The sequence below is a fragment of the Arcicella lustrica genome (assembly GCF_034930985.1).
GTDB classification, from domain to species: Bacteria; Bacteroidota; Bacteroidia; order Cytophagales; family Spirosomataceae; genus Arcicella; species Arcicella lustrica.
Map to the genome: position 1 here is coordinate 397,330 of NZ_JAYGIM010000001.1, position 20,531 is coordinate 417,860.

The 20,531-nt window shown below is 36.1% G+C and carries 9 protein-coding genes and 1 pseudogene; 2 read left to right on the forward strand and 8 right to left on the reverse strand.

What is annotated here, in order from left to right; all coding sequences use genetic code 11:
- Positions 1 to 93: 93 nt before the first annotated feature.
- Positions 94 to 2,505, reverse strand: a complete 2,412-nt coding sequence (locus tag VB798_RS01540; RefSeq protein ID WP_323255241.1) for a TonB-dependent receptor domain-containing protein — start codon at positions 2,503 to 2,505, stop codon at positions 94 to 96.
- 184 nt (positions 2,506 to 2,689) lie between these two features.
- Between VB798_RS01540 and VB798_RS01545 the strand changes: the two genes are divergently transcribed.
- Positions 2,690 to 3,331, forward strand: coding sequence for a hypothetical protein (locus VB798_RS01545; RefSeq protein WP_323255243.1), 642 nt, complete (start codon positions 2,690 to 2,692; stop codon positions 3,329 to 3,331).
- A 103-nt stretch (positions 3,332 to 3,434) separates the two neighbouring features.
- Positions 3,435 to 4,680: pseudogene (locus VB798_RS01550) on the forward strand (IS256 family transposase).
- Positions 4,681 to 4,796: 116 nt separating this feature from the next.
- On the opposite strand, the gene VB798_RS01555 reads toward VB798_RS01550, so the two are convergent.
- From VB798_RS01555 to VB798_RS01585, 7 genes are all read right to left on the reverse strand, one after another.
- Positions 4,797 to 6,605, reverse strand: coding sequence for a RagB/SusD family nutrient uptake outer membrane protein (locus VB798_RS01555; RefSeq protein ID WP_323255245.1), 1,809 nt, complete (start codon positions 6,603 to 6,605; stop codon positions 4,797 to 4,799).
- 69 nt (positions 6,606 to 6,674) lie between these two features.
- Positions 6,675 to 9,887 carry a SusC/RagA family TonB-linked outer membrane protein gene (locus tag VB798_RS01560; RefSeq protein ID WP_323255247.1) on the reverse strand — a complete coding sequence of 1,071 codons (3,213 nt, stop codon included), beginning with the start codon at positions 9,885 to 9,887 and terminating at the stop codon, positions 6,675 to 6,677.
- Positions 9,888 to 9,918: 31 nt separating this feature from the next.
- Positions 9,919 to 11,379, reverse strand: coding sequence for a fasciclin domain-containing protein (locus VB798_RS01565; protein ID WP_323255249.1), 1,461 nt, complete (start codon positions 11,377 to 11,379; stop codon positions 9,919 to 9,921).
- 68 nt (positions 11,380 to 11,447) lie between these two features.
- On the reverse strand, positions 11,448 to 13,109 hold the full coding sequence (locus VB798_RS01570; RefSeq protein ID WP_323255251.1) for a fasciclin domain-containing protein: 1,662 nt from the start codon (positions 13,107 to 13,109) through the stop codon (positions 11,448 to 11,450).
- A 113-nt stretch (positions 13,110 to 13,222) separates the two neighbouring features.
- The gene (locus tag VB798_RS01575; RefSeq protein ID WP_323255253.1) at positions 13,223 to 14,725 is read right to left on the reverse strand and encodes a RagB/SusD family nutrient uptake outer membrane protein; all 1,503 of its coding nucleotides are present in this window, start codon (positions 14,723 to 14,725) and stop codon (positions 13,223 to 13,225) included.
- A gap of 46 nt (positions 14,726 to 14,771) precedes the next feature.
- The gene (locus tag VB798_RS01580) at positions 14,772 to 18,038 is read right to left on the reverse strand and encodes a SusC/RagA family TonB-linked outer membrane protein (RefSeq protein WP_323255255.1); all 3,267 of its coding nucleotides are present in this window, start codon (positions 18,036 to 18,038) and stop codon (positions 14,772 to 14,774) included.
- Positions 18,039 to 18,107: 69 nt separating this feature from the next.
- Complete coding sequence (locus VB798_RS01585) at positions 18,108 to 20,372, reverse strand: fasciclin domain-containing protein (protein ID WP_323255257.1); 2,265 nt, start codon at positions 20,370 to 20,372, stop codon at positions 18,108 to 18,110.
- Positions 20,373 to 20,531 lie beyond the last annotated feature (159 nt).

Here is a 20,531-nt window from a genome sequence, read left to right on the forward strand (position 1 = left end):
TCAACTTTTTAAAAGTTGACAAAAATGTTCAACTATACTACACGTTTTTATTAGCGGATTAGGAGTGAGGGTGTGAAGATTCCCCCACAGTTATCAATTGGTTTTCACCCTATTAGCCTCAGTTTCTGAACCAGTTTTACGATTACGACTTGCTTTCAAGACGTCATTTCCAAATGAATAGGTGAATCCTAAACGGACGTTTCTTGATGATTCTCTGTGGAAATAACGGAGGTCTATGTCTTGATATTTAATTGTTGCTGTATTCTTTTCAGTGTATAAAATATCATTTACTGACAGTGATATTCTACCTTTTCCATTCAAAACTTTTTGTTGTAAACCTACAGACAAGCTTCCTAGTGGATTTAAAACAAGGAATTCTTGCTGAGATTTCGTCATATAAAATCCATTGACTTCAGCACTCAATGTCTTTGTAATTTTTGCATTTACATTGATATATGCCAACCAATTTACTCTTCCTTGATTGAAATTTCCACCTAAATAATTAGCATCATATACATTATAAATCAACTGATTACCACCATATCCAGAGATTCTTTTTCCAATATTGATAGGGAAATTTAATTCCACAAAATAATTTTTGTAAGTGGCTAAATTCTCCGCCGTTGTAAATGTTCTTTTCGTTACATTGTCTTGTTGTGGAGCATTTTCGATAATTACGTCATTGGTTTTGTTATATCCAAACGCAAAAAATGGTTGTCCATCAAATGTTACCTGAAATTTTAATTCATTGGTTAATTGTGGCTTCAATAATGGGTTACCTCTGGTAAATGTTAAAGAATCTAACTGAAATTCAAAAGGGTTTTGTTGCTGATAACTCGGTCTATCTATTCTACGAGTAAAAGACGTAGTGATGCCTAAATTCTTACCAATTTTACGGGTTAAAAATACACTTGGAAACAACTGCCAATAATTTCTATCTAACACATTTTTATTTTCAATTTTGCTAAATCCCTCAGCTACAGTTTGTTCTGCTCTTAAGCCTGTTTGTAATTCCCAATTGTTCCCAAAACTTGTATTGAATGTACCGTAGAGGGCATTAATGTTCTCTTTATAATTAAAAACATTGCTTCGTTTAGTATCCAATATTGTTTCACGGTAGAAATTCAAATCATTATCAATGGTGGCAAAACTACTTTTTCCACCCACTTCCAATTTCGTTTTACTTGAAAAAGGATGTGTATAATCCAGTTTAAAGGTTGTAAAAACCACAGGATTATCAACACTTTGGCTTTGGTTTCGTTGTTGATTTCTATCAATAATCGTAATAATATTCTGATTTTTTAGTCGGTAAGTAACATAGTCAATATCAACATTTAGGTCCTTACCTGTTGTGTCGAATGAATGTTTCCAGTTGATATTATACCCAATATTTGTGCGTGTGGTGGGTTGGCTATTCATGGTTCTAAAACTATTAATGACTTCACCACTTTCAACATCTGTAACTTTAGTGTTTGCATCACTCAAATTTCCCCCATCACGGGCAAAGCCCGTAATTAGAAAACCAAAAGTATTTTTCTTATCCGCATAAAAATCCATTCCCGCTCTTGTGTTATGTACCTGAACAGTCAGCGGAGAAAATTGGGTATTATCAAAATTTTGAGTACCAATGATTCTACCAATCCTTGTGAGTTCAAAAAGGTTTCTATTTGCATAGCTATAACTTCCAAAAACATTAACTTTTCCTTTGCGATGGTTGATAGAAAATGTAGGTGAAATGCCATTAAACATATCATTTGAGCTTCTGCCAACGTCGGTATTGTTAATGACCGAGCCTCTAAGATTTAAACCGATTGAGCCATTTGTTCCTAAATTGGCATTGCGTTTCATTACAATATTGATAATTGCCCCACCCGCAGCATCATAACGAGCCGATGGATTTTTGATAACCTCAATTTTATCAATATTAGTGCTTGGCAAGTCCTTCAAAACTTCGTTCATATCAGTATATTGCGAAGGTTTGCCATCAATCATGATCATCACCGAAGCCTTGCCCACAATAGTAATTCGGTCTTGAGCGATAATCAATCCTGGCACTTTTCTCAGCACTTCCAAAGCGGTTGCACCTGCTGCTGTTGGGCTACTTGCTACATTCACGACGAGTTTGTCGGCACGTTGTTCTAAGAAAGGTTTTTGGGCAGTTACTGTCACTTCATTTAATGCTGTAGAAGCAACATTTAATTGAATATCTGGTATTTGTATGGATTCAGATATTACTTCAAAAGGTTTAGAGAAGGTCCTTTTGTAGCCTACCATCGAAGTAGCAATTAAATACTTCCCTGAATTTATGGCTTCAAAAGTATATAAGCCCTCCAAGTTTGTAATGTCAGCTTTTACCATAGAAGAGTCTTTGGCATTCAATAAAGCAGCAGTTGCGAATTCGGCAGGCTTTTGTTTTTCGTCTAAAACTTTCCCAGAAATTTTACTTTGAGCCTGTACTTGAGCAAATATTATAATGGTTAAGAGAATGGTAATAATAAATTTCATATTTTTTGATGTTTTATATTCGATGTTATGATGCAAACTATATTCAAATGGATGCACGATGTACAAAAAATATTTGCTTAATAAGCTGTGGATTTAATTTTGTCAACCGCACATAACAAATCGGTATCAAGGCTGTCGTATTTCTACTACTTTTGAAAAATCAATTAGACCATCCTTGAACCTTATGGATACTTTATTCAATCTTTACCTTACTGTACGACGCAATAAAAACCTTTCGTTTTTTGTAATCTGGATGAGGTATTTAATTGGCTTTGCCTTTGTGCCTTCTGGCTTAACGAAATCAATGGGCAATCGTTTTACTTCTATTGCTACCTCAAATCCTATCGGATTCTTCTTTGAGGCACTTTATCAAACAGGTATTTATTGGCAGTTTTTGGGCTTGATGCAAGTAATGGCAGCATTTTTGTTGATGACGCAACGCTTTGCTACCATCGGAAATCTTATTTTCTTGGGTATTATTACCAATATCTTTCTGATTACTTTTTCCTTACAGTTTCAAGGGACAGTTTATATCACTTTTCTATTATTTGTTGCTTCTTTGGGCTTATTGTTATGGGATTTTCCTAAATGGAAAAGTCTTTTCTTTCCTGATAATTTCAAAATGGAAGTAACGATTGAGGAGCTACCAACCTACAATACTTGGTGGATTTATACAGGAGTCATTTTCTTTGTAGAATCCCTTATTTGTAGTTTTGTAGAAGGCATCTTTAAGAGTGCAACGTCTGTTGTTGGCGTATTAATTTTAATCGTTGCAACGGCTGTAATGTCTTTGATTTTGTATAGGAAGTATCGAAAAGAGTTTTGATAACTTTCTAAAAAGCCATCAAGTATAATTAGAGTCTGTTCAGCAAACTGTGTCAGTTTAAATTTAAGTTTATTTTTTTACTTTTACTCAGACACACTTTATTATGGAGACTCCTGACAATTTTGATTTTGAGACTTTTAAGCAAGAAGCGATAAAAGGTCTTTATTCTGGCAAACCTCTTACTGGGGAGAATGGTATTTTTGCTCCGATGTTGAAACATTTTTTAGAAAGTGCTTTACAAGGAGAATTGGATAATCACCTGAATGCTAACAAGGCAGAAGGGATTAAAAACCGCAAAAATGGTTTGTCTAAAAAAACTATTAAGAGTAATGGAGGAAGCTTTGAATTAGAGACTCCATGTGACCGAGACGGTAGTTTTAACCCACAAGTCGTTGGAAAGAGACAATTAGTTTTAACGGATACTTTAGAGCGTCAGATTATTTCAATGACTTGGCGTCCCCGTCTCTCACGGCATGAGTTATTCTTCTATCAATGAGCAGTTGGAAGAACTTTATGGCTATCATCTTTCAGTAGGCGAACTCTCAAACATCACCGATAGAGTAATTCCACGACTTCAAGAGTGGCAATCTAGACCTCTTTCAAGGGTTTATGCAGTAGTTTGGATGGATGCGATGTTTTACAAAGTTCGTATTGATGGTAAGGTAAGTTCCAGAGCCATGTATAGTGTAATAGGCTTAGGTTTAGATGGCAAAAAGGAAGTATTAGGAATCTATCTGGCTGAAACAGAAGGCGCTAAGTTCTGGTTGTCAGTATTGACTGATTTCAAAGCAAGAGGAGTTGAGGATATTTTAATCAGCTGTGTTGACGGTCTCAAGGGTTTCCCTCAAGCCATTGAAGCAGTATTTCCTAAAACACAGATACAACTTTGTGTTATCCATCAAATCCGATACTCTACTCGCTTTGTCTATGATAAGCATTTAAGAGAATTTGTAAAGGATTTACAGCTTGTTTACAAAGCAGAGAATCTTAATATGGTAGAAAAACATCTAGGGACTTTAGCAGAAAAATGGGGCAAATTATATCCCAAAGCAGTTGAAACTTGGACGAATAATTGGGAGAATATCTCTACCTATTTTCAATACTCCCCAGCAATCAGGAAAATCATTTATACGACTAATACTATAGAAGGTTATCATAGACAAATTAGGAAAATCACAAAGAGTAAAGGAGCTTTTGCTTCAGATAATGCTCTTTTGAAATTAGCCTATTTGGCAATTCAGAACATGGATAAGGTTTGGAATGCAAAAATTAAGAACTGGAGAGAAATGCGTGCAGAACTAATCATTACATTTGAAGACAGAATTTCACAAGTTGATTTATTGAGTTAGGGGGCTAGCCCCCTAACTCAATAAATCAAATGACACAGTTTAATGAACACTCCCTCAAAAAAAAACACATCCGCCCAAAGAGAGCGGATGTGTTTATAATAAAAAGATTGATACGATTATTGCAATTTGAATGGTAAAAACCAGTTCTCTTTGTTCATCAGTTTGCTTCTTACGGCTGCTGCATTAGGGTTGTTGGCTTTTCTTAATTTATCATATACTTTGTCTGCCAAGAAAGTTGGGTCTTCTCTACGAAGTGCTACTCTTACTAAATCGCCCCAACGGTGTCCTTCAAAAGCTAATTCTAAAGCACCTTCTTGTATGATAGAGTTTTCGATGGCAATGGTACTATCGCCTACTACTTCAGTATTTTTCAACATGGCTCTACCTCTGATACCCGTCGCTAAGTGCCATGACGAACGATAACGTACTGGTGCATCGCCGTTTCTAGCATCAAAGTCGAATGGAGGAACATCAAAAGTATTCATCAAGTTGGTTTTATCGGTTGAAGTACCGTTATACACAGATGCTACACCGCTGTTTAACAAAGCAAAAGCTAACTTTCTACGTCCTTCACGGTTGGCAGCTTCAGCAAATTTCAAGTGTACATTGGCTGCTCTGTTCAAGAACCAACGACCATTTTTTTCTTGTAAACTTTTACCTACTAAAGAAATCACAGAACCCGTCAAGTTTGGATTCAAGTAGTTATAAAGGTATTTATAGACTACTGGTTTGCCATTAACTGTTTTGTAAGACATCTTTCCACGAGCATCAAAATTGAAGTTGTTCGTTTGTGTTTGCGAATTCCACATATCTTGTACTTGCTGAGAAGGCTGTAACAAATATTTACCACCTACATTCGAGAACAATTCTACAAATGGGTTTTCAGGTAGAAACTTATTGTCGAAAGGTAATAACCAAAGCCATTCTGGGTCACGAGAAATGTTTGAAGTATTCGATAAACCATTATAAGTAGTATTAGAACGATCACGTGCGAAGATTGAACGCCAGCCAGTGCTGTTGTTATCAAGCAATCTGTTTTCGTCGTTGATGTTGGCATCATAACTTACTGCGATTGGTCCCATACCACTGCTGATTTGCCCACGAGTGATTTTGTATAAATGATACCAAACGTTAATATCAGTTGCTTCAAAACCAAGGCGGTCGGATGTTGTCATAATGTATTTGTACATCGTAGCCGCTTTGGTAAATTGGTTATCCCACAAGTACAAATCTCCCAATAAAATAGTTTTATTAATGAAGAAAGTAGTAGGAGAGTAGCCATCCACGTTGTTCGAAACGAAAGTATTATCTAAACTATAAGGGTCAAGATATACACTTGGAATCGTTTCCATGTCCGTAATAAGTTGCTTAATCATTTCCTTTAAGGGAATAGCAGGCTTACTAGCAATAGCTGATACATCACCAATTTTTTCAATTGATTCTGTGATGTATGGAACACTATTGTAGTGAATTGCTAATTGCAAATAAATCCAGCTTCTTAAAGCAATTACATCGGCATAACGTTGGTTGTATTCTGTTCTTTTGATTTTGTTGGTTTCAACCATCATCTTGAAGTTCTTCAAGATGTCGTTACAGTTAAGGATTAATTCATAATACGGACGAGGGTTCGCATAAGCATTACTTTCTGTAACATTATGGTTATTGATTTCACGCAAGGCTACGTCGGCATTATCAGTGACATCTAGCAAATCTGCACGAAGTTCATTTAATACTACATATTGTTTAGCAAGCGTTGAAAACTTACCATATAAGCCAATGATGGCAGCATCTGCATCGAAAATATCACGATACATTTGTTGGCTAGTGAGTGCTTCTTCAGGGTCGAGGTCGAATACTTCTTTACAAGAACTACCAACCCATACACAAGAAAGTACAGCTAGATTGAAGATTATTTTTCTAAACATTGATTTCATCTTATTTCGATAATTTTAACGATTAATAATTTCAGTTGACCGAGGGATTTTAGCTTGATATTATAAACCAATTCTAAGCCCTAAGTGAAATGATTTTTGGATAGGCTCTAATGTATTGTCAACGCCTTGTCCTACTACTGCATTTGTTGAACTAAATTCTGGATCATAACCAAGGTATTTTGTGAAAGTCAACACGTTATTTGCCGCAGCATATACTGTTAAATATTTCAAAATACTTTTGTCGATTGAGAAATTATACGACACTGAAACTGATTTTAATCTGAAATATGAACCATCTTCAATCCATCTGTTCGAGAAACGTGCGTTTTGAACTGGGTCGCCATAAGTAGCTCTTGGAATATCAGTAATTTGTCCTTCGCCTCTCCAACGAGCAACCATCGCAGCCGATTGATTATTGAAATTTGCACCAGATTCGATACTTCTACGAGTATAATTATATACTTCGTTGCCAGAAACAAAGCTACAAAGGGCATCTAAAGTCCAGTTTTTGTAGATAATACGGTTAGTAATACCTCCGTAGAAATCAGGATTAGGATTACCGATAATCTTTCTGTCTTGGTCGTCGATTACTTTATCTCCATTCAAATCTTCGAATCTAACATCACCACCTTGGAAGGGCTTCAAAGAACCATCTGGCAACCTTGAAGATAAACCTTCAGCATTTGCCTCAGCATTAGAAGCATAAACACCTTTTGAAGTATTACCGAAGAATACATTCGGACTTTCACCCACACGGGTCAAGAAAGAAGCCTGACCATAGTTAGAAATGATGTCGGCATTGGCGTTTGGTAACTTATCTAATTTAGTTTTTGATTTAGCGATGGTTACACCCAAATCCCATTTCAAATCAGATTTGTTTAATAATTTGATATTCAAACTAGCTTCAATACCTGAAGTACTCATAGCAGCGTTGTTCGTCATTACATAACCTACACCAGCTACCGTTGGTAATTTCTCAGCGATAATCATGTCTGTAGTTTTGTTGCTGAATACATCAAGACTTAAACCCAAACGCTCGTGAAGAACGCTCATGTCTAAACCTGCATTAGACTTAGAGATATTCTCCCATTTCAAGTTTGGATTAGCAATGTTTCCACGAACAATCCCTTGAAGACCTAATAAGTTTTGACCAACATAATATTGTTTTGAAGCATAATTACCGATGTCATCATTTCCTACACGACCTGTAGAAACACGAAGTTTTAATAAATCGAAAGGACCATCCGCTAAGAATTGTTCAGAAGAAAGCAACCAAGCTGCCGATACAGCAGGCATCACTGCAAAAGGAGTACCGCCAATTCTGACAGCATCGCTTGTAGAAACATCTTTCCCAAAACGAGAAGAAGCATCCATTGCCATTGTGAAAGCCAAGAAGTATTTATCAGCATAAGTATAATTTAAGTTGAAATAAGTATTCAACCAGTTATAAGTACCAATTCCACCTTGAATATTGTTATATAAAACAGAACCATTGTTCACACTGATTAATTGGTCGGTTGCTGAGTTATAAGCCAAGATTTTGTCTTGTTCTACTTTAGAGCTAATAAAACGTAAACCTATACGACCAGAAATATCATGCACGTTTTTGAAAGTTTTATTGAAAGCTAAATACGTTTCATTAGATACATTAAACAAACGTTTTGTTTGTGAACTCAACTGGTTTAATGCCAACACATTTTTAAGCGTATCACTTACCAAACCATAGTTTGGAATAAAGCGGTTTTCTTTGACTTTATCGAAAGTAACAGCAATGTTCGTTCCTAGTTTGAACGCATTTGAAATCGCATATTGGAAGTCAATCACACCAAAGAAACGATAAGCTTTGTTCCCACCCAAAGTACTTGTAGCAGCCACAGCAGGGTTTCCTACCGAGAATATATCTTCATCTGCCAAGAAAGGAGAAAAAATCCCTTGACTTGAAACACTATAATCTGTTAAGATTGGTGCTTTGATTAAGGCTAAATAAAGAGGATTCGTTTTAGAGGCAAATCCAAAATCTTTGGTTTCAGCTTCATTGTACGAGAAACTCAAGTTGGCTGCTGCTGTAAGCTTGCGGCTTAAGTTCATATCAGCATTGAAACGAGTACTGTATTTCTCTAAAGTTGAACCAGCAACACCATTTTTATTACTTAAATAGTTTACCGAAAGTGCATATTTTGCAATGTTATCACCACCCGTTACACGTAAATACATGTTGGTAAGCGGTTTACTTGCCATTACTTTTTTCTGCCAGTCGGTATCGTTATGATAAGTATAATAATCAGGGTTCGACTTGCTGTCATTCATAAAAGGCAATGTTTCCATTTGCGCATTTGAATAACCAGCCGAAGAAAGAATATCAGTTAAATAACTTCTATAACTATTGGCATTCATTACTGGTAAATCCTTAGGAGCAGCGTTCACACCACCATACATGGCGAAGTCAATTTTTGTACCTAATTCTTTCGCTCTTGAAGTCGTAATCATGATAACTCCATTGGCTGCTTTTGTACCATAAATTGCAGATGCTGAAGCGTCTTTCAATACAGTAATATTACTGATGTCTCTTACGTCAATATAAGCTAATGGATTATCGAAGTAATTGTTATTCAATGAACTGCCATAAATACCAGCATCGTAAATAACATTATCAATCACATACAAAGGACGGTTTGTTCCTTGGATAGAATTTAAACCACGCAAAGTAGTAAAGCTTCCTGCGTTTGTAGTACCAGAATAACGAGTAGCGTTTAAACCAGCGATTCTTCCTTGTAAATAACTATCTGGAGAATCCGTAATTCTTGCCCAAGCATCAGGAATTGCCAAAGCACTAGCTGCACCCACTACACGTTTCCCTGTTGAAGTACCAGTTGGTAATCCAAAAGATTTTTCAAGTCCTGATTGGTCTTGAATGGTGATAGTGATTTTATTACGTTTAGCAACTGCTACTTCAGTACTTTCATAGCCCGGACATTCTACAGAAACTGAAACTTTCGGACTAGGTACACTTAGTTTAAAAGTTCCGTCTTCAGCAGTAATGGCAGAAGTCATGTTTTTAAAATAAACCCTTGCGCCCGTTACAGGTTTTCCTGTAGAAGCACTTATTACAATACCAGTAATTTCGGTATTATATTTCGGGTGAATTTTTACTACTTCCTGAATTTTAGTTTCTTGCGCCTGTACAGCAGTGCCGTACATCATGATTCCACAAAAAGACGCTAAAGCAACTGTCGTTTTGGGAAATGCTTGTATATTTTGTATGAAATACTTCATTTGAATCATCGTTAAATTATTATGTAGCTAACTAAAGAGCTGGTACAAGTTTGATATAGTCAAGTGCCATGGCATTGGTTCCATTGGCAACCAGATACATATTAAGTGTACCATAAGCCCCAACTGTATATTCTCCCAGCAATTGTTCTGTATAGTTCTTTACAGGCAGGGCAGCCGTTGGGTAAGCAAACGTTGCAGAGCTTAAAGTACCCATCGCTAACTTTTGGTTGATAACAAACCCTGCTGTTTCGCCTGTTGATGTGTTTGAATTATACAAATCGTTTACTGCTACCCAATACACTTTATATTTGATAGATGGAGTTTCAGGAGCTACATATCTCAACCAAAAACCTGCGTTAGCATGCCCCACTACAAAAACTGATTTGAAATTTGTATTGGTTAATGGGTTTAATAAGGTTCTTGTGGCGATGACAGCAGCTGCTAAACTTGAAGCAGTAGGCATTCTAGCAATATAATTCTCGCCTTGAATGATGATTGGCTTGAACTTTTCATTAACATTTACGTTGATTTTTCCTAATACGTGAACAATTCCATTACTTACTTTGAAACTTTGAGTGATGGCAGATTTATCAATTGTATAGTTTACATCAAATTTAGATTTGATGGACGTTGGAAGTTGTTCAAGTGAGTATTCCCCTTCAATCACTAAATCTTTGATGGTTTCAAAAGCTGCTTTTCTGTATGTACTATCAGTTGTGCTAGTTTTGTAGTAAGGCGATAACTTATTTACTTCTTGTGTGAAAACATCATTTGGTAATAAAAAATAAGTATAACGTTTAGACTCATCTCCCAAATCATATACTTTTTCGGTAAAAGAGTTTACCGACTGAAAACCAGTTCCCGGACGATATACTGGCTGACCTGTTGTAGCACTGATACTATCAACAATCGCTGTGTTTGGATTAAATACAAGTGTTGTAAGATTTACGATAGCCGAACTTTGTAATGAAGTTGCTTGTGTAGCATTTACATAAGCCCAAAGTGAAGGCAATACTTGTACAGCGCTACCAATAACATGCAATACACCGTTTCCAACATATTTATTAGAAGAAGTAATAGCTGCTGTAGCAAAAACATCTTTGCCGAAGCTTGCATATTTTCCATTTAATAAGCCTACTAATTCAGAAGTTTGCGTTGACGGCATTACATGACTTTGCAAAGCAATATGATTACCCACAAATGCTTTTAAAGCAGTAGTGTCATTGATAATGGTTGTGCTTAAATTAGCTAAGGCATCGTTAGTAGGAGCCCAAACGGTATAATTTTTAGAAGAAGAAATTACTTTATCGTAACCTGATTTTTCTAAAAGTTCTTTGAATTTACTCAAGTTGGTTTGTGTGCTAATTTCAGCATATAATGATTTTCCTAAATCATCATTCTCTGAAACCAAGCGGTCGTCCCAAGTCTTACAAGACGCTAGGATAATGCCGCAAAGAGCAATGAGCAAAAAATATAAATATCTTATTTTCATTTGAATTTCTTTTAATGTTTTAATACAGTTTCTAAATTTTATCAGTCACTGTGTTTGAAAACCTGCTATTAGTTTGCAATTAAGGTACCATCTGGTAAGTGGCGTGGACTCAACTGATTTTGATCAATAGGAATAAATTGAATCATATCAATATTGTTTGGAGAGTGCGTACCATTGATTGCTGTCAAACGGAAAAGGTGTCTGTCAGTTGTTTTAATATCAATTGTTCCAAGCAAACGACCAGCAGCGTTGATGTCAGTTCCAGGCGACATATAGATTTTCCAACCTAATGATTCTAATTCACCAGAAGATAGATTTGGAACTTGGTCAATAAATAAGAATGGGCGAGTCAGTGTCTCTCCGTCAATTGCACCAGTACAAGTAATGGTAAAACTGTTTGAAGTACGTTGACGTCTGTAGCACATCCATACTTTGTATTTTCCTTTTGGAATGATAGGTGTTCTCATTTCTAACCATAAGTTTCTACTTGGTACACCCATTGGTACTTGTAGATAATCTCTTTTGGCAGCGTTTTCAGAACCTGCATACACATAAGTAGGAGGGAAGCTGGCATTAGCCCATTTAATATCATTTAATACAGTACCTACTGGGAAACCGTAAGTTCTTTTTCCATAATAACTAGATAGTTTTTTGATTTCAGGGAAATCGCAAACATCCCAGTCGATTCTAATTGGCAAACGTAATTTTACACCATAATGCCCTAAAGTGCTATGTAATACACCGTTGGTAGCAGTGTTGTCGCTTAGCGTACGAGATAATTCAACACCCATTTCTCTGACACCATTAAAAATGTCATCGTTCAATAATACCGTTTGTCCTTCTAATTTTGAACTTACAACGGTAGGTTCAGTAGATACTTTTGTGATGTGTGAAGTGGCAGTAATAATATCTCCTAAATATTTTGCTCCATCTAAAATATGATAAGCAACAAAAATATTAAGGCTATCAGACTTTAATTTAGGATTACCTGATTTAGAATATCTTGCTTTCAGTTGAGCATAATTTGTAAATCCTGCTTGTGCCAATACAGTATTTGATTCTGCCACTAAAGTCATAAAACGCTTATCTAAATTCTCATTAACAGTATTTAAAGAATCATAATAACCTGTTTCTTTTAAAGCCTGTGTGAAAATAGAATAATCAGGATTAGCCTCTGTTAATTGAGCAATTGTTTTGGTAGCAGGTTTTAACACGCCATCCAAAATATGCAACATTCCATTACCTGTTTTGATGTTCGATTCAACAATGTTTGCTTGGCGATTCAAAGTATAACTTGAGCCATTCGTGCCGTTTGTTACACCAGAAAGTAAGTACTGACCGTACATGGTAACTAATGGTAATTTACCGTCTTTGAAAGAGTTCGTGGTAAGCGTATCTCTAATCACATGGATTTTTACAATGCCTTGAGCTTCTTCTTTCGTAAGCTGGTCAGCAGTTTTTCCAATTTGTGTTAAATATGCTTTTACGGCTGTATTGTTTGGCGCAAACATTGTGTAAGCACCATAAGCATCCAAGAAACTGTTGTAGCCAGATTTATCAATAATACTTGCAAAATCAGAATACTTCTCAGGATACTTTTGTAAATAACTATAAAGGTTGGCATCACCAGTGGTGGTTTCAACGATAGTTATATCCGAACAGCTCATAATACTTAGTCCTAATAAAAGACCAAGCAATGGTAATGTGAGCGATTGTATTAACTTTTTCATTTGTTTATTTTTTTAATGTCTCCAAAATCATCTTTAAAAAATAGAATACTACAATTGGCATGATTGACCATTGATAAAAAATCAATCAACCTTTTGCTGTACTATTTTGCTGTTTACTTATAAAATGGATTTTGTACCAAGAGCGTATTTGTTTGAATTTCGTATTGATAAATTGGCAAATAATGGCTGTTTGGATCTTTGATTTTAGCAATTGCCGATTGTTGTCTTTCACTAGGGACACTTCTTGCAGTTAATTCAATCAATAAGTCGAGACGTTTGTAATTACTTCTTTTAGCATTTCTGAGCATATCGAACCAACGTTTTCCTTCAAAAGCGAATTCTCTGGCACGTTCTTCTAAAATATATTCTAATACACCACCTGTACCATCAATATTAGTAGCGTCTGGAGATTTTTCAGTTTGTGGAATTGCCCAAGCTCTTTTTCTGATTTGTGAAACAATGTCTAAAGCTTCTTGTCCTCTATTTAACAATGCCAAAGCTTCAGCTTTCATTAAGAGTACATCAGCATAGCGATACACAATAAAGTTGAAAGGAGTATCGCCAGAAAGACGGTTATACTTTGTAATTACACCGGTAGCAGTACTTAAAGAAGCATCATCAGCACGAGTATCATAATTGGTAGGATCAATAATATCTTCTGTGAAAAGAGTTTCAGTAACATAAGTAGTTGCTTGGTATCTTCTGAAAGAACTTGATGCACCTGAACCAAAAATGGCAAAGAAAGGGTAAGTAGCGTTGATAAAGCGAATGGTATAATCGCTACCATGTGCTAACTCAAAAATACCTTCGTTTGAATTTCCCGCTTTTACTGTATTGAACCATGCTAAACTTCTTTCTGGGTTTGAAACCAAACCGAATTTTGCACTATTGATTACTTTGTTGGTGGCAGCAAGTGCTTCTGTTGGTTTTTCCATCCATAAATACACATCAGCTTGCAAAGTATTAATCATGTACTTTGTAATTCTGCTATGATCTTTCTCTTTGTTACCATAAGTACTTGGAATATCCTTTTCTGCTTCTTCTAAATCTTTTACGATTTGTGCCAAGATGTCATTCTTACTAGCTTTTGGCAAAGGAACAATTTCGTCATCACTACTTGTAGCCGATAATTTCAAAGGAGCTTCCCCGAACAATCTTACCAAATAGAAGTACATCCATGCTCTCATGGCTTTTGCTTCTGCCACATGACCTTTCAAGGCTGCTTCTGTGTAGGTTTTATCTTTGTCTAAAACACTTGGAGCAAAAGCAATTACTGTATTACTATAATTGATAATACGGTAGAAATCACGCCAGTCAGTCAAAGGGTTGGTAGGAAGAATATTACTATTGATAATATCTAATTCAGTATTCGTAATTCTGAAAGAAGTAGTAATCATATCAGCTCTGATTTCGCCGAGGATAAACATCTTTTCAGGCAATCCATCAATCAAAGACGCATAAATTCCACCCACAGCAGATTCTACTTGTTCTTTATTTTGCCAGAATCTGCTTTGCACGATTCCGTCTTGTGGGCTCAAAGCCAACCAATTGTCGCAAGAACTTGCAATCAATAATGAGCTTACACAAATCAGGTTATAAAATATTTTTTTCAACATTGTATCTATTATCTATATTGTTGTATCTATCTTGATAATGCTTCGTTTAGAAAGTCGCTACTAAACCAAAAGTCACCGTTTTAGCTGGAGGAGTCATTGAGTTATCCGTTGCTACTCTGAATGGGTCGCTACCTCTCATTTGTACTTCTGGGTCTTGTCCGCTATAATTTGTCCAAGTCATTAAGTTTTCTACTGTTCCGTAAGCTCTAAGCGCTGAAAGGTTTAAAGTTTTTAAAGCCTTTTTGGTGAATGTATAGCTCAATGTAGCTGTTCTGAAACGTACAAAAGAAGCATCTTCCACATATCTGCTTGACCCCAACCAGTTATAACCTGTATTGTACAAAGCACGAGGAACCATCGTTTCATCACCTTCTTTTCTCCAACGAGACAATACTTCAGTACTTTGATTTCCGAAACCATACATACTTGTAGTACTCATTCTTGTAGCGTTTACTACATCGTAATCACTACGGAAGTTGAAGAAAGTAGTCAATTTGAAAGATTTATAAGAAGCACTTGCACCAAAACCACCAGTGAAAGCAGGGTTACTATTTCCTAAGTACACTAAGTCCATGTAATTGATGTTACCATCTTTGTTGATGTCTTCATACATTGCATCGCCTGGTTGGAAAATATAATCTGTTTGTGGATAGTTAAAACGCATATAAACAGATTGAGCGTCAGGAGTAATGATTGGCTCGCCACTTTTTCCTCTTGCTACAGTTGCAGCTTTGTCTTTATAAACTCCTAAATAACGGTAGCCATAGAATGAACCAAATGGATTGTTCACTTGCATGTAAGTCATGTAAGCACCATTTACTGTAGCAATACCACCTTGACGAGGATACAAATCTGAAATTTCACGGATTACGTTTGTGTTATGAGCAATGTTCATGTTGAAATCAACCATCACATCTTTTGTTTTGTAAGCGTTCAAGTTCAAGTTGAATTCCCAACCAGAGTTTTCCATCGTTCCAACGTTCATTTGAACAGTGTTGAAACCTGTAAATGCTGGAATTTGTAAGTTTTCAAAGAATAAATCTTTTGTACTGTTTTTGTAGAATTCAGCATCAATCGTTAATTTTCTATTACGAGTAATTAAGTTAATACCTACGTTTCTACCAATAATACGCTCCCAGCGGAGGTTATTCAATTGCATTGTTTGTGGAACTACAGCCGATGAGCCAAGGTATGACCAACCTAAAGTGTTGAATTTACCATAGTATAAATAATCTTTACGTGGGGCATTTCCACTTTGTCCGTAACTCATTCTTAAACCTAAATGCTCGATAAGGTTATCAAATCTTTTCATGAATGGCTCATCAGAAATAATCCATTTTGTAGAAATAGAAGGGAATAAACCATAGCGATAAGCTGGACCAAAACGAGAGTTTCCATCTCCTCTGATACCCACATCAAAAATATAGCGGTCTAAAAATCCATAGTGAACATTCATCAATACACCGATGTTACGTGTTTGCGAAACACCCGACGATAAATTAGAAGTAGTTAAACGTGCAGGGTTAGTAACATCTGTTAAATCAGAAGATGCAGTGTTGGTAACATAGGCTTCTTGCCAAACAGATTTTACATCAGAAGTATTTAACGCCCACAAACTGGTTAATTCGTGTTTCGTATTTTTGATTTTTGGGGTATAAATCAAACTTGTTTTTGTAGTAACCGCAAAACCATCCGCATCACCATCTGTCGCAACGTTTACAGCAGGGCTAGTAAATGTTTGTCCAGTGGCTACTTGTGGTAAGAATGAATTGGTTTTGTTGTTGTTAATATCAAACTGAATATCAAAAGTAGCCACCCATTGTTGTGGTACTAAATCATATTGTACTTGAAAGTGTGGAATAATTCTTTCAGAAATGATATTGTTTTTAGCAGATTTAACCATCGCCACAGGGTTGTAAGTATTTGAAAACGTACCCTGAATATTAGTAAGTGGCGAGAAGTAATTACCAGTTAATTGCCCCAAATCATTGTATTCAAAAATACTCATGTTAGGCATTTTGCTATAAGCTACTGAACGAATTAAATCTTTATTAGATGTCAAAGCTGATACATAGTTTCTTGCATTATCCGAGTGAGTAAACGATAAGTCGGTCTTAAAACGAATTCTGTTAGAAACGTTATAGTCAAGGTTGATACGAGTATTGATACGGCTAAGTCCTGTTCCGATAGTTGTACCGGTTTGGTTGAAATAACCAGTCGAAGCATAGTACTTCGCTTTTTCACCACCACCCGTAATCGAAACAGCATGATCTTGCGAATAACCTAATTGCGTAATAGCATCTACCCAGTTCACATTTTGTCCATAGTTATTATACCAATATGGGTCATTTGGGTCGTATTGGAATTCTTTTACGGTTTGCGTATTCAAAGGAGTACCATTTCTGTTCATAAATGCTTCTGGAATCAACATTGAATATTGGTCACCCGAAAGCATTGGAATGGCATTTGGTTGTTTTGAAACCGAACCTTTAAAAGTATAAGTTACTTTTGGCGTACCTACTGTTCCTCTTTTTGTATTAATAACCACAACACCATTGGCAGCTCTTGAACCCCACATTGCTGTAGCGGCAGCATCTTTCAAAACCGCAATATTTTTAATATCAGAAGGAGCTAAGTTCAATAAAGAAGCATAACCCATTTCATCAGCAGTACCGAAGTTGAAGTCAGATGGAATTGATGTTTCATAAGGCATACCATCTACTACAATCATTGGCTCAACAGAAGAGTTGATAGAAGAAGTACCTCTAATTCTGATTTGCATTCCAGTTCCTGGGTCACCAGAAGCAGCAGTAATATCTACCCCAGCCAAACGCCCTTGTAACATTTGGTCGATTGATGTCCCTTGCATATCTTCAACCATTTTAGCATCAATTTTTGCGACTGCAATGGTTGTATTTCTTTCAGATACTGACATCAAACCATTATCGGTTGGTCTTGCAGAAACAACTACTTCGTCAAGGTCAGAAGTGGTAGCTTCCATCCAGATTTTCAAAGAGCTTTTTCCTTTGATGTCAATTTTTTGTGTTTTATAACCGATACTCGAAAACGATAGTCTATTATTAGCATTAGAAACTCTGATAACGAAGTTACCTTCTACGTCAGAACTCACACCTTTAATGATACGATTATCACGGTCAAGCTCAGCAACCGTAACACCTATTACGGCAGAGCTATCTTTGAGGTCAACTATTTTGCCTCGAACGGTATGTAAAGTAGATGTTTGTGCTATTGAAATGTGTTGACATAATAGCAATACACCCGTTATGATTAGTAATTTGGTAAAAATTTTCATTGGCTTATTTGCAAATTTTTAAACGAGTTGTGTGACCTAAAAATCCACTTGGTTTTCCAAGATTGAGATTTAATTAGCCTTTAGATATCCATCAATCAAATGAATCATTGCTCTGTTAGAAAGGTTATTACTTTTATCAACCCTAACATTTGATTTTTTTGAAGTAGCATCAGCCAATTGCATTGAACCCACCGCATTTATTACAGAGATTTTTACGGGATCTCCTACCGCATCTTTCAATAAAGTTTCCATAGCGCCAGATTCTTTTCCGTCTGTAGCAACTACTTTTTTGTTCAGGATATGGTAGTTAATAAAATCTTCAACAATCTTTTTGTCAAGTAAACTAGTCGGGTTAAAGTTTGGTGTTTTTACTGCTCCAGAGCCTGTTCCGGGTAAAAGACCAGCATTTACTGCTGCTTGGATTGCAGCATTGTCTGGCACAAAGAATGTATAAAAACTACCTTCGTTTACACCATTGATTGCAAATGTCGCCGCCGTGAAAAGCGTAGAGTTTTTAAGGTATTGATAGAAATTATAATATGGTAAATCTGAAGTAGCACCTAGCACAGAAAGGTCTTTTCCGATTGGGTCGGCGATAGATGTGTTGTTTGGTGCAAAATTTAATAAACCATTTGTATAATAAACCTTACCATTTGTAGCAGTTTTAGATTTTGTCACAGTGATAGGTGCATTTTTAGTCCCTGTTGAATATATTTTATTGTTTTCAAATTTGATATATTCACCATTGATGGCATCAATTACTCCTTTTCCTGATAAATCACCCAATTGATTTTGTGGTGTATAAATCACACTGGTAGCCACAATTCTTTGAAGACTTGCCAAAACTGAAGTTCCAGGAGTACGAGTTGTAGAGCCAGGTGGAGTATAACCCCATTCACTGTTGGCAATGTTAGATACAAATTTTGAAGGGTCATAATCATAACCTGCAGCTTTAAATGCTTCATCACTAATCATAAACAAAGTATAATTTACTCTTGGGTTAAGAATGGTGTTTTTCCAGTCCATATCCAAAATTCTAGTCATTATACTGAATTTAGGATCTAAATAAGCTTTAGAATAAACCGAAGAAAACAGGTTTGATGCCTGTACTTTGTTTGTTCCATAAAACATGGCATTACTCAATACTTTTTTCTCAACCACATCTACATTTGCATCAAAGCGAGCTTCTTCTCCCAAAGCATTGAAACTGTTTCTGAATTTTGAAGGCCAAACTGTAGTTGGGAACAAATGGGCATTGATAAGGTCGATGATGATACCCGGAGGCATGGCATCCAATGAAGTATAGTTTTCTAACAATACATTATTGATATACTGATTCAAAACATCATTTGTAGGAATAAATGCAGACCACATATCTAACTGAGAATCATTCTCGGCATTTTTCAAGAAGTTTTCACAGTTTGGAGCGAATGTTAAAAACTTGCCGCTACTTGCTTGTTTGTTGAATGTCTTTACATACACTTTATCGCCTTTACCTGTTAAATTGGCGTATTTTGTAGTCATTGGGTCATTCAAAGCGTAAGTAGATGCGTATTTTTCAATTAAATTTCTGAAAACGCTGTATTGTGGTTTGGTACGTAAAAACTCATCAATTGACGGTTGTGGATTTAATACATGGTCAATTTCATGAATCATTCCATTTTCAGCAAAAATATCAGCGTTAACGACCTTTGCTTCCATCACGTTGAAACCTGTATAAGGAGTATTTGGATAGAAGTAATTGTAATCTGTAGCACTTAAGCCAATCGCAGAAAAGTATTCGCTAGTGAAGTATGAAATGTGTTTGTTGTTGTTATCGCCAACGATGTAATTGTTGTTTGGACGATTGAGTGAAACGGCTTTCAATTTTGTTCCTTCAAAAGTAGTTTCATCATAAAAACCTGTATAATAAGCGGTTTTTCTTCTGAAAGCTCTTGCTTCTTGCCAACCCAATGGCGACTGATAGTCTGGCAAACGAGTTTGGTCAAAAGCATTGAATACTAACATACTTTGTACAATTTCTCTGGCTTTCACCGAATCAATTGCTGCAAGCGTAAGTCCAGTACTTGTAAAATAAGTTTTGAAAGCATCGTCATTTGGAGCAAAGAAAGTCCAATAACCAGCGCTACTCAAAGTACGTTGGTAGCCACTTTTATCAATCACACCTAAAAGCGAAGTAAAATTGCCTTTACTTTGAAGGGTTTGATAAATTGGGGGCTCTAAGGTTGCTGGGCGTTTGTAAATATCCAGCTCTTCTTTAGTACAGCTACTAAGTAAAGTGAATACGCCACCCAGTATGACAAAAAAATAACGGAAAGAGTATTGAAACATCATTCTTTATGGTTTATGTATATTATAGGAATTGTGATTTATGCTAATTAAAATACGTCGCAACGCAACAAAATGAAGGTTATGAACCTTCGTTGAAAAGGAGAATACCTCTATTGGAAAAAATTAACAAAAGCCTTTGAATGAGCCAATTTGTAGGATAGT